Annotated in this window: 7 protein-coding genes; all 7 read right to left on the reverse strand. The window is 64.0% G+C overall.

From position 1 onward, the window contains the following. Positions 1-3 precede the first annotated feature (3 nt). The 7 genes from pcaG to rpoB all read right to left on the reverse strand — a co-directional run bounded on the left by pcaG (position 4) and on the right by rpoB (position 12,789). Positions 4-570: a protocatechuate 3,4-dioxygenase subunit alpha gene (gene pcaG, locus QNO10_RS11380; protein WP_229947267.1), complete on the reverse strand. Its 567-nt coding sequence runs from the start codon at positions 568-570 to the stop codon at positions 4-6. Next, on the reverse strand, positions 570-1,394 hold the full coding sequence (gene pcaH, locus QNO10_RS11385; protein ID WP_442860237.1) for a protocatechuate 3,4-dioxygenase subunit beta: 825 nt from the start codon (positions 1,392-1,394) through the stop codon (positions 570-572). Before pcaH ends, pcaG begins: the two co-directional genes overlap by 1 nt. Positions 1,395-1,520: 126 nt before the next feature. Beyond that, positions 1,521-2,717 (reverse strand): 4-hydroxybenzoate 3-monooxygenase, encoded by a 1,197-nt coding sequence (locus QNO10_RS11390; protein ID WP_229947265.1) that lies wholly within the window; start codon positions 2,715-2,717, stop codon positions 1,521-1,523. A gap of 144 nt (positions 2,718-2,861) precedes the next feature. After that, positions 2,862-4,136, reverse strand: coding sequence for an MFS transporter (locus QNO10_RS11395; protein ID WP_229947263.1), 1,275 nt, complete (start codon positions 4,134-4,136; stop codon positions 2,862-2,864). Between the two features lie 184 nt (positions 4,137-4,320). Next, complete coding sequence (locus QNO10_RS11400; protein WP_229947261.1) at positions 4,321-5,088, reverse strand: IclR family transcriptional regulator; 768 nt, start codon at positions 5,086-5,088, stop codon at positions 4,321-4,323. A 118-nt stretch (positions 5,089-5,206) separates the two neighbouring features. Continuing rightward, positions 5,207-9,097, reverse strand: a complete 3,891-nt coding sequence (locus QNO10_RS11405) for a DNA-directed RNA polymerase subunit beta' (protein WP_229947259.1) — start codon at positions 9,095-9,097, stop codon at positions 5,207-5,209. A 191-nt stretch (positions 9,098-9,288) separates the two neighbouring features. Beyond that, complete coding sequence (gene rpoB, locus QNO10_RS11410) at positions 9,289-12,789, reverse strand: DNA-directed RNA polymerase subunit beta (protein ID WP_284162225.1); 3,501 nt, start codon at positions 12,787-12,789, stop codon at positions 9,289-9,291. Positions 12,790-12,939 lie beyond the last annotated feature (150 nt).

Consider the following 12,939-nt stretch of genomic DNA (forward strand, 5'->3'; position numbering starts at 1 on the left):
CGGTCAGGCTCCGGGGTAGGTGAGGAAAACGGTTTCGTCCTCGCCCTGCAGGCAGATGTTCCAGCGCAGGCCGCCGTCGGCCTCGCGGGTGGCGATCAGGGTGCGCCGGCGGTCTTCGGGCAGCGAGGAGAGCAGGGCGTCGCGGGCCAGTGCCTCTTCGTCGTCCGGCAGGTACATCCGGGTGTGCAGCTTGTTCAGCAGGCCGCGGGCGAAGATGACGAAGGAAATGAAGGGTGCCGATCCTTCCTCCGTGGGGCCCGGGTTGACCGTGGTGAAAGTGTAGTTTCCGGTGTTGTCGACGGCGGTGCGCCCCCAGCCGGTGAAGGTGTAGCCGTCACGCACCAGTGAGCCGGTGTGCTGCGGAATGTTGCCGTCTGCGTCAGCCTGCCAGATTTCCAGCAGGGCGTCCGGAATGGTGTCCCCGGCGCCGTCGGTCACGGTGCCCTGCAGGCGGATACTCCCGGGCAGGCCCGGGGTTGTCAGCTGGTTGTCCTTCTCGAAGGGGAGGGCGTAGCCGTAGAACGGTCCGATGGTCTGGCCGGGGGTGGCGGTTAGCTTCTGATCGCTCATTACTCTGCGTCCTCGTCTTCCATCCAGGTGCGGTTGCTGCCGGTGAGCACTATGTCCCAGTTGTAGCCGGTGGCCCATTCATGCGAGGTGATGTTGTGGTCGTACGTGGCCACGAGGCGGTCGCGTGCCTTCTGGTCCGTGATCGACTGGTAGATCGGGTCCAGGGCGAACAGCGGGTCACCCGGGAAATACATCTGGGTGATCATGCGCTGGGTGAAGTCGGTGCCGAAGAGCGAGAAGTGGATGTGCGCCGGGCGCCACGCGTTGTAGTGGTTCTTCCACGGGTACGGCCCCGGCTTGATGGTGGTGAACTCGTAGGAGCCGTCATCCGTGGTGATGCAGCGGCCGACGCCGGTGAAGTTCGGGTCCAGCGGAGCCGGATGCTGGTCGCGCTTGTGGATGTAGCGGCCGGCGGAGTTGGCCTGCCAGATTTCCACCAGCTGGTTGCGCACGGGGTGCCCGTCGCCGTCGAGGATGCGCCCGCGGACGATGATCCGCTCCCCCATCGGTTCGCCGTTGTGCTGGATGGTCAGGTTGCTCTCGAGGGCGTGGACGTCCTGGTGGCCGAAGGCCGGGGACCACAGTTCGATGGTTTCGGGGTCCACGTGGTGCGGATCCTTGGTGGGGTGGCGCAGGAGCGAGCTGCGGTAGGGAGAAAAGTCGATGCGCGGCTGCGTTTCCTCGGCGGCGCCGTCGTCCACTCCCTTGTCGTAGTCGGCGTGGACCGAAGCGATTTCAGCCGAGATCTGGTCCTGCGAGGCCTCGGCCGCATCCAGCTTCTCGATGACATGGCTGTTCTGGAAAAGATTGTCTTCCATTTCCATGGTTATTCCTTTCAATGAAGCGCACCCTCGCGCTCCGGCTTTCCAAGCATCCACGTGGTCCACACCACGTTACACCGCTTGTTCATTGGATGTACAAGTGTTCGATATACGCACACAAGGAGGGTTTCAGCTGTTGGGCCACCCCGTATAGGCCTCTGCCAGGTAGGCGCTGCCGTGGCGGGAGGCGACAACGCCGCTGAGCTCGCCGAGCGCGCGCTTGCGTTCGAAGGGGCTGGCATCGGCACGGGTATGCAGCATGGACGTCATCCAATAGGAGAAGTTCTGGGCACGCCAGACCCGCTGCAGCGCCTTGCTGCTGTAACCGTCCAAGAGGTCCGGAGACCTGGTGGCGTAGAACGAGTCGATGGCCTCGAACAGCACCTGGACATCCGCCAGGGCAAGATTCAGTCCCTTGGCACCGGTGGGCGGCACGGTGTGCCCGGCGTCTCCGGCGAGGAAGAGGTTGCCGTAGCGCATTGGTTCGCAGACATAGCTGCGGAACTTCAGGACCGTTTTCTCGAAGATCGGTCCGCGCTTGAGTTCAAGACCGTCCGGGCCGTCCACCCGGGCCTGGAGTTCGTCCCAGATCCGCTCCTCGCTCCAGGCGTCCGCGTCCTCGTTCGGATCCGCCTGGAAGTACATGCGCTGGATCTTGTCGTTGCGCTGGCTGATCAACGCAAAACCACGGTCCGAGTTGGCATAGATCAGTTCCGGCGCGCTGGGCGCGGCCTCGGTAAGGATCCCAAACCAGGCGAAGGGGTATTCGATGAAGTTGTCCGTGCGGGCTTCCCTGGGGATCGAGCGCTTGCAGATACCGCCGGACCCATCCGAGCCCACCAGGATCCCGCAGTGGATTTCAAAGTCCCGGCCCTCGCTGTCGGTGAAGAGGATCTTCGGAGTGTCCGTCGCCAGGTCGGTGACGGCAGTATCACTGACCCCGTACCGGACATCGCCATGGTCACGTTCTCGGGCCGCGGCGAGGTCCGTGAACACTTCGTTCTGCGGGTAGAGCCATACGGACTCCCCCACCAGGTCTTCAAAATCGATGCGGTGGCTTTCGCCGCCGAAGCGCAGGTCAATACCCTCATGCCGGTACCCGTCCGTCAGCACCCGGTCGCTGACTCCGGTTTCCGTGAGCATGCGGACGCTGCCGTGCTCGAGGATGCCGGCCCGGTGGGTCGTGCGGATGGTTTCGTGGTCCCGCTTTTCCACCACGATGTTGTCGATGCCCGATTTGGACAGCAAATGCGAAAGCATCAGCCCGGCAGGGCCGCCGCCCACGATGCCGACCTGCGTTGTGAGGATTGTGCGCTCTGCACCCATCTCGTACTCCCTTGGAAAGCTATGTAGCGGACACTACATCCAAGTGTGACTGCCGGCACACAGGGAGTTCCAAAGCCATTCTCATTGATTGGGAAAGCCGCTGCCACTGCCTGCCTGCCGTTCCGGCGCATCCAGTGCCCCGGTTCACGGTGCTGCCGGCAGCGGATCCGGTTCCGCCGGAAGTTCCGACGGCAGCGGTACGCCCCGCCGCGGAACCCCCATCCGCAGCAGGAACACGCACTGGCCCAGGGCCACCGCCACGGCCAGCCAAAGCGTCGGTACGGCGCCGATCCAGCCCAGCAGCAGCGCCCCGAGCACGCCGCCCAGCACCACCGCACCCTGGGTGAGCGTGCGGCGGGTGGACGAGACCCTGGCGAGGAGGTCATCCGGAATCAGCGCCGTGGTCAGGGCCGCGCTGTTCACCATCATCAGGCCAAGCGCCAGGCCGAAGAGGGTAAAGGACAGCCCGATGCCCGGCACTGCGAGATGCGGCCAGAGCGCGGTCAGCGGAATGAGTGCGAAGTTAACCGGCATCATCACCGCCGCGAGCAGCATGGCCCGGAGCGGACCCATTGCCCGTCCCACCCGCGGAGCCAGCACCGCACCGGCAATGCCGCCAACCGCGCTGACGGACCAGATGGCACCGAAGAGGGCCGGATCCATGGCCAGATCGTGAAGGATGAACCAGGTCTCAGCCGCCTGATAGATCCCGGCTGCAAAGTTGTTGGTTGCGGTCGTCAGAATCAGCGCCAGCAGCAGGCGGTGGCCGGCAATGAACCGGATCCCTGTCGCGATGGACTCACGTACGCCCGGCCGGTCCGGCTTTGGCAGGGCCGGGTTGTCCGGGGGCAGCCGGCTAAGTCCCGCGGCGGCAATCAGCTGCATGGCTGCGCTTACCGCCAGGACGGCCGGCGCCGGAAGGAACCGCACGAGGATGCCGCCTGCCGCTGGGCCGGCCAGGGACACCACCTGTTCGGCGACCATCACTGAAGACGAAGCATCAGCGATCCGGTGCCGGCCCACCAGCCGGGGCAATACCGAGGTGTACGCGGCCATGAAAAACACGTCCGCAATACCCACCACCAGGATCACCAGGAGCAGCTGCCATGCCTCCAGCCAGCCGCAGAAGAACAAGGCAACCGCACACGCATAGGCGGCAGCACGTAGCCAGGTCATGGCGAGCATGGTGCGCCGCTGACCCCACCTGTCGACCACCACTCCCGCCACCAGCCCGAAGAGGAGCGGCCCGGCGCTGCTGAGCGGGGCCGCGAGCCCGGCCTCGAACGGCGACGCTCCGAGCACGGTGATCATTCCCACCGACACGGCAAAAACTGCGATGTCACTGCCGGCATGCACCGCCGTCGTGGCGAGCCATAAACCACGGAATGCGGGCAGCGAGGCCACTCCTGATGCTGCCACTGCTTCCCCCTGCGTTGCCCGCCCTGTTCTGTTGGGCCCGGAACCGCTGCCGCCGGGGATGGTTCCCGTCCGGCCGTGCTGTGGACCCGGCACTACTATCGCCCGGGAGAGAGGCGCAGCCCTGCAGCGCCACGCTGCACTGCTTCGTTCCACTGGAGTCTGCCGCTGTGGATTGCGGCCAGGGTCAGCGCGTGTAGTGCGGACCCGCGGCGTCGGCCCGCACGCCAAGTCCGCGCGAGATACCGCGGGCAGCGGTCATCAGGGCCGGGACGGTCGCCGTAGTGTGCTCGCTGCCCGTGGGCACCACGACGCCGATGGCCGCAACGGCCGTGCCTGAGGCGCCGAAGACGGGCACGGCGATTCCGGTGGTGTCGGGCACGACGGCGCCGGGCAGGCTGGCGCTGCCCTCGAGGCGGATCCGGGTCCAGGACGCACGCAGGTCCTGCTCTTCTCGGTCTGCCAGGTTCCGCCGGAGCAGATAGGCCTCCTGCACGTGCCGCGGCGAGTGGGCCATCATCACCATCCCTGAAGAGGAGACGTGGACCGGCAGCCGGCCGGCGACCTTGGCGTGGTTCAGCACCGACCCATGGCTGGAAAGGCGCTCGATAAACAACACCTCGTCCTGCCGCAGGACGGACAACTGGGTGTGTTGCCGGACCACGGCCTGAATGTCCTCCATGTACGGCATCGCAATCTGCTTGAGCCCAAGGGCCGCCGAGCTGCGGTTGGCCAGTTCCCACAGGCGCAGGCCCAGCCGGACGCCGCCGTCGGGCTCCCGCTGCAGGAAACCGTGCCCGGCCAGGTCCTTCACCATCCGGTGCGTGGTGGACAGCGGCAGTTCCGCGCGCCGGGCCAGCACGGCCACCGGCATGGACTGGTGGGTTTCGTCGAAGGCGCTGATGATCCGGACGATCCGGCTCGTCATGGATTCGCCGCTTGGGGAATTCGCCATCCTTTAAGTCTGGCACAGCCGTTAAACGCGGCAGGTCCCGCACCCTGGGGTGCGGGACCTGCCGTTGATACCGGGCCGCCGGGAGTGCGCATGCGCACAGCCGGCGGTTCAGCCTTGGTTAGCGGAAGTCGCTGCCCATGTCGTAGTCATCCAGCGGGATGGCGTGGAACTCAGGGCTCAGACCGCCGTCAACGCCGGCGTAGTCGAAGTCGCTGAAGGCGCTGGGGCCGGTGAAGAGATTGGCCTTTGCTTCTTCGGTCGGCTCGACAGTGACCTCGGTGTAACGGGGCAGGCCCGTTCCGGCCGGGATCAGCTTACCGATGATGACGTTCTCCTTGAGGCCGAGCAGCGGATCGCTCTTGCCTTCCATGGCAGCCTGCGTCAGGACGCGGGTTGTCTCCTGGAAGGAAGCTGCGGACAGCCAGGACTCGGTGGCCAGGGAGGCCTTGGTGATGCCCATGAGTTCCGGACGGCCCGAAGCAGGCTTCTTGCCTTCCGAAACCACGCGGCGGTTCTCCTTCTCGAAGCGGCGGCGCTCGGTCAGCTCACCCGGGAGCAGATCGGAATCGCCGGACTCGATCACGGTCACGCGGCGCAGCATCTGGCGGACAATAACCTCGACGTGCTTGTCGTGGATGCCCACACCCTGGCTGCGGTACACGCGCTGGACTTCGTCCACCAGGAATTCCTGTGCCTTGCGCGGGCCGAGGATACGGAGGATCTGCTTGGGATCCACCGCACCGAAGACCAGCTGCTGGCCAACCTCTACGTGGTCGCCGTCGGCAACCAGCAGGCGGGCACGGCGCAGGACCGGGTAGGCGATTTCCTCGGAGCCGTCATCGGGAGTGACAACCAGACGCATCTGGCGGTCGGTCTCTTCGATGGTGACCCGGCCCGCGGTCTCGGAGATCGGAGCAACACCCTTAGGCGTACGTGCTTCGAAGAGCTCCTGGATACGGGGCAGACCCTGGGTGATGTCCTCAGCGGAAGCAACACCACCGGTGTGGAAGGTACGCATGGTCAGCTGGGTACCCGGCTCACCAATGGACTGTGCGGCAATGATGCCCACGGCCTCGCCGATGTCCACGGTCTTACCCGTGGCCAGGGAGCGGCCGTAGCAAAGTGCACAGGTACCGACGGCGGACTCACAGGTGAGTACGGAGCGGACCTTGATGTCGGTGACGCCGGCTTCGAACAGCTTGGCGATGAGGACGTCGCCCACATCGTCGCCGCCCTTTGCCAGGACATTGCCCTGGGCATCGGAGACGTCGGTGGCCAGCGTACGGGCGTACGCCGAGTTCTCGACCTCTTCGTGCAGCTGCAGCTCGCCGTTGGAATCCGGAACCGCGATGGTCACGTTCAGGCCGCGCTCGGTGCCGCAGTCTTCCTCGCGGACGATGACGTCCTGCGACACATCCACCAGACGACGGGTCAGGTAACCCGAGTTGGCGGTACGCAGAGCGGTATCGGCCAGACCCTTACGGGCACCGTGGGTGGCGATGAAGTATTCCAGCACCGACAGGCCCTCACGGTAGGAGGACTTGATCGGGCGCGGAATGATCTCACCCTTAGGGTTGGCCACCAGGCCACGGATACCGGCAATCTGGCGGACCTGCAGCCAGTTACCACGGGCACCGGAGGACACCATGCGGTTGATGTTGTTGAATTCGGGCATGTTCGCCCGCATTGCAGCAGCAACCTCGTTGGTGGCCTTGTTCCAGATGTCGATGAGTTCCTGGCGGCGCTCGTCTTCAGCGATCAGGCCCTTGCCGTACTGGCTTTCAACCTTGGCAGCCTGGGCTTCGTAGCCTTCCATAATGGCCGGCTTGTCGATCGGAGCCGCGATATCGGAAATGGCGACGGTAACGCCCGAGCGGGTGGCCCAGTAGAAACCGGCGTCCTTCAGGTTGTCCAGCGTTGCTGCCGTGACGACCTTCGGGTACCGCTCAGCGAGATCGTTGACGATAGCGGAGAGCTGGCCCTTGTCGGCAACTTCCTTGACCCACGGGTAGTCCGCAGGCAGCGTCTGGTTGAAGATGACCTGTCCGAGGGAGGTTTCGATGAGGGCAGGAGTGCCCTCTTCCCAACCTTCCGGAGCGGGCTGGCCTGCGCTGGGGACGAAGCCGTCCACGCGCATCTTCACCAGGGCGTTCAGGTGCAGCTCGCCCATGTCGAAGGCCATGATGGCTTCGGCCATGGAGCCGAACACGCGGCCTTCACCGGCAGCACCGTCACGCTTGGTGGTGAGGTGGTGCAGGCCGATGATCATATCCTGCGAGGGCAGGGTGACCGGGCGGCCGTCGGACGGCTTCAGGATGTTGTTCGAGGACAGCATCAGGATGCGTGCTTCAGCCTGGGCTTCGGGGCTCAGCGGCAGGTGGACTGCCATCTGGTCACCGTCGAAGTCAGCGTTGAAGGCGCCACAGACCAGCGGGTGCAGCTGAAGGGCCTTACCTTCAACGAGCTGCGGCTCGAAGGCCTGGATGCCGAGGCGGTGCAGGGTGGGTGCACGGTTGAGCAGCACCGGGTGTTCGGTGATGATCTCTTCCAGCACGTCCCAGACCTGCGGGCGGAAACGCTCGACCATGCGCTTGGCGCTCTTGATGTTCTGTGCGTGGTTGAGGTCAACCAGGCGCTTCATCACGAACGGCTTGAAGAGCTCCAGGGCCATCTGCTTGGGCAGACCACACTGGTGCAGCTTCAGCTGCGGGCCGACAACGATCACGGAACGGCCGGAGTAGTCAACGCGCTTACCCAGAAGGTTCTGGCGGAAGCGGCCCTGCTTGCCCTTGAGCATGTCGGAAAGCGACTTCAGCGGGCGGTTGCCCGGTCCGGTGACCGGACGGCCGCGGCGGCCGTTGTCGAACAGGGAGTCAACAGCTTCCTGGAGCATCCGCTTTTCGTTGTTCACGATGATCTCGGGGGCACCGAGATCCAGCAGGCGCTTCAGGCGGTTGTTGCGGTTGATCACGCGGCGGTACAGGTCATTAAGGTCCGACGTCGCGAAACGGCCGCCGTCGAGCTGGACCATCGGGCGCAGTTCCGGCGGGATGACCGGAACGGCGTCGAGGACCATGCCCAGCGGGCTGTTCGTGGTGGTCAGGAACGCGTTGACAACCTTCAGGCGCTTCAGGGCACGCGTCTTGCGCTGGCCCTTGCCGTTCTGGATGATGTCGCGCAGGTTCTCGGACTCTGCCTGCATGTCGAAGTCTTCAAGACGCTTCTTGATGGCTTCGGCACCCATGGAGCCTTCGAAGTACAGGCCGTAGCGGTCGCGCAGTTCGCGGTAGAGACCCTCGTCGCCCTCAAGGTCGCCGACCTTGAGGTTCTTGAAACGGTCCCAGACCTGCTCGAGGCGCTCGATGTTGTTGTCGGCGTCGCGGCGGACCTTGGCCATCTGGCGGTCGGCGGAGTCGCGGGCCTTCTTCTTATCGGCAGCCTTGGCGCCTTCGCCCTCGAGGCGGGCAAGCTCGCCTTCGAGGTCCTTGGCGATCGCGGCAATGTCGGAGTCACGCTGGTCGACGAGGTGCTTGCGCTCCAGGTCGTGCTCGGCCTGCAGGTTCGGCAGTTCGGCGTGGCGGTTCTCTTCGTCGACCGAAGTGATCATGTAGGCAGCGAAGTAGATGACCTTCTCGAGGTCCTTCGGAGCCAGGTCCAGCAGGTAGCCCAGACGGGACGGAACACCCTTGAAGTACCAGATGTGGGTAACCGGAGCGGCGAGCTCAATGTGGCCCATGCGTTCGCGGCGCACCTTGGCACGGGTGACCTCGACGCCGCAGCGCTCACAGATGATGCCCTTGAAGCGGACGCGCTTGTACTTACCGCAGTAGCATTCCCAGTCGCGGGAAGGACCGAAGATCTTTTCGCAGAAAAGACCGTCCTTCTCCGGCTTCAGGGTTCGGTAGTTGATGGTTTCCGGCTTCTTCACTTCGCCGTAAGACCAACCGCGGATTTCATCCGCGGTGGCAAGGCCGATTCGCATGAGGCCGAACGTGGAATCGTTGGACATGGGTCCCTGTTCTCTCTTGTTCTCTAAATCTGAATGTCTCGGGTGCGGAAAAGATTGAAGGTGACCATCGGGGCCGGCGCCAGGCGGTCCGGGTTAGGCGGCTTTAATATTCCGTGCGAGCTCTGCGAGCTGCGGAATTTCGTTGCCGCCGTTCCGGACCGTCCTGGCACCGACCGGGACGGATCTACCAGCTAAACCTCTTCGACGGAGCTGGGCTCTGCACGGGACAGATCGATACCCAGTTCCTCCGCGGCCCGGAAGACTTCTTCATCCGAGTCACGCATTTCAATCGTGTTGCCTTCGGTGGAGAGGACTTCCACATTCAGGCAGAGCGACTGCATTTCCTTGATCAGGACCTTGAACGATTCCGGAACGCCGGGCTCCGGGATGTTCTCGCCCTTGACGATGGCTTCGTAGACCTTCACGCGGCCATGGATGTCATCAGACTTGATCGTGAGCAGTTCCTGCAGGGTGTAGGCGGCGCCGTACGCTTCCAGGGCCCAGACTTCCATCTCACCGAAGCGCTGTCCGCCGAACTGTGCCTTACCACCCAGCGGCTGCTGCGTGATCATGGAGTACGGTCCGGTGGAGCGTGCGTGGATCTTGTCGTCCACCAGGTGGTGCAGCTTCAGGATGTACATGTAGCCGACCGAGATCGGGTCCGGGAACGGCTGGCCGGAGCGGCCGTCGTACATCCGGGCCTTGCCCGAGGCACCGATCAGGCGGTTGCCGTCACGGGTCACGTTGGTGGAGTCGAGCAGGTTGGTGATCTCGTCCTCGCTGGCACCGTCGAACACCGGGGTGGCGACCGTGGTGGGGCCGGTCTCGCGGGGCAGGTTCGGCAGGTCCTTGACCCAGTCCGGCTCGCCCTCGATCTTCCAGCCCTGCTTGGCAGCCCAGCCCAGGTGGATTTCCAGGACCTGTCCGACGTTCATTCGGCCCGGAACACCCAGCGGGTTCAGGATGATGTCGACGGGGGTTCCGTCTTCCATGAACGGCATGTCTTCGATCGGGAGGATCTTGGAGATGACGCCCTTGTTGCCGTGGCGGCCGGCCAGCTTGTCGCCGTCCGTGATCTTGCGCTTGTGCGCCACGTAGACGCGGACCAGCTGGTTGACGCCCGGGGGCAGCTCGTCGTCGTTGTCGCGGTCGAAGATACGCACGCCAATGACGGTGCCGGACTCGCCGTGGGGAACCTTCAGGGAAGTGTCGCGGACTTCGCGGCTCTTCTCACCGAAGATTGCGCGCAGCAGGCGCTCTTCCGGGGTCAGTTCCGTTTCACCCTTCGGGGTGACACGGCCAACCAGGATGTCCCCTGCTTCAACCTCGGCACCGATGTGGATGATGCCGCGCTCGTCGAGCTGCGAGAGCACCTCTTCGGAGACGTTGGGGATGTCACGGGTGATTTCCTCGGCACCAAGCTTGGTGTCGCGGGCGTCAACCTCGTGCTCCTCAATGTGGATGGAGGTCAGGACGTCGTCGGAGACCATCCGCTGGGACAGGATGATGGCATCTTCGTAGTTGTGGCCTTCCCATGACATGAATGCCACGAGCAGGTTCTTACCAAGGGCCAGTTCACCCTGGTCCGTTGCGGGACCGTCGGCGATGATGCTGTTGACCTCAACCCGGGCACCTTCGGAAACCAGCACGCGCTGGTTGTAGGCGTTGCCCTGGTTGGAGCGCTCGAACTTCATGATCGGGTAGCTGGTCTCGGTGCCGTCGTCGTTCATGACGGTGACGAGGTCAGCCGAAACCTCGGTGACAACACCGGGCTTCTTGGCGGTCACGGAGTCGCCGGCGTCAACGGCGGTGTACTTCTCCATGCCAGTGCCCACCACGGGGCGCTCGGAACGGAGCAGCGGCACAGCCTGGCGCTGCATGTTCGCACCCATGAGGGCACGGTTGGCATCGTCATGCTCGAGGAACGGAATCAGGGCCGTAGCCACCGACACCATCTGGCGCGGGGAGACGTCCATGTACTCGACCTCGTTGGGCTCAACGAGGACGGGCTCACCGGAACCGCCGCGGGCACGGACGAGGACGAGGTCCTCGGCGAAGTGCTGATCGGCCTGCAGCGGAGCGTTTGCCTGGGCAATGGTGCGCTCTACTTCGTCGTCGGCGGTGAGGTAGTCGACCTTGTCGGTGACGACACCCTGCTCGACCTTGCGGTACGGGGTCTCGATGAAGCCGAAGGCGTTGATGCGGCCGTACGAAGCCAGCGAACCGATCAGGCCAATGTTCGGGCCTTCAGGGGTTTCGATGGGGCACATACGTCCGTAGTGGGACGGGTGCACATCTCGTACTTCCATGCCTACGCGGTCACGGGACAGACCGCCCGGGCCCAGCGCGGACAGGCGGCGCTTGTGCGTCAGGCCGGCCAGCGGGTTGTTCTGGTCCATGAACTGCGAGAGCTGGGAGGTTCCGAAGAACTCCTTGATCGCAGCAACAACGGGACGGATGTTGATCAGGGTCTGCGGCGTGATGGCCTCGACGTCCTGGGTGGTCATCCGTTCGCGGACCACGCGCTCCATACGGGACAGGCCCGTGCGGATCTGGTTTTCGATCAGTTCGCCCACGGCGCGGATGCGGCGGTTGCCGAAGTGGTCGATGTCATCGACCTCGACGCGGATGTCCACGTCGTCGCCGTTGCGCTTGCCCGGAACCGTCTTCTCGCCGGCGTGCAGTGCTACGAGGAACTTGATCATGGCGACGATGTCGTCATTGTTCAGCACGGAGGCATCGGAATCCGTCAGCGGCTTGTCGATGCCCAGCTTGCGGTTGATCTTGTAACGGCCAACCTTGGCCAGGTCGTAGCGCTTCGGGTTGAAGTACAGGTTGTCCAGCAGGGTCTGGGCAGCCTCAACCGTGGGCGGCTCGCCCGGACGGAGCTTGCGGTAGATGTCCAGCAGGGCATCTTCGCGGGTTTCCGTGGGGTCCTTTTCCAGGGTGGCCCGGATGGAGTCGTACTCACCGAAGGTCTCGAGGATCTGGCCTTCGGTCCAGCCGAGTGCCTTGAGGAGCACGGTGACCGACTGCTTGCGCTTGCGGTCCAGGCGGACGCCCACCTGGTCGCGCTTGTCGATTTCAAGTTCAAACCATGCACCGCGGGAAGGAATGATCTTCGCGGTGTAGATGTCCTTGTCACTGGTCTTGTCAGCGGTGCGCTCGAAGTACGCGCCCGGGGAGCGGACCAGCTGGGAAACAACAACACGCTCGGTGCCGTTGATGACGAACGTTCCCTTATCCGTCATGAGGGGGAAGTCGCCCATGAACACGGTCTGCTGCTTGATTTCACCCGTGTTGTTGTTCATGAATTCGGCTTTAACGTACAACGGGGCCGAGTACGTAGCGTCCCGGTCCTTGCACTCCGCCATGGTGTACTTCGGGTCGGCAAACTCCGGCTCCGAGAAGCTCAGGGACATGGTGCCCTGGAAGTCTTCGATCGGGGAGATTTCCTCGAAGATGTCAGCCAGGCCGGAAGTGGTGGCAATACCCTGTTCGCCGGTCTCCCGCGCCTTTTCAACGCGCGCCTTCCAGCGCTCGTTGCCGACGAGCCAGTCGAAGCTGTCTGTCTGCAGGGCAAGAAGATTGGGAACGTCAAGCGGTTCGTGAATCTTTGCGAATGAAATCCGGGAAGCTGCGTTCTCCGGATTAGTAGCGGTTTCGTTATTAGAGGTGCTCGAGGCGACCAAGAGGGATCCTTCCACAGACCTTCAGGCGTGTTTCACGCCTCCTCCCCTGCACGATGCGGACCGAGTCCGTGTGCGTCCCAGTGTCCGGCGTAGGGCACATCCACAGGTTGCGGATACTGCCCGGCACGGAACGAAGCCCACCGCTATATG

This window comes from Arthrobacter sp. zg-Y919 (genome assembly GCF_030142045.1).
In the GTDB taxonomy this organism is placed as follows: Bacteria; Actinomycetota; Actinomycetes; order Actinomycetales; family Micrococcaceae; genus Arthrobacter_B.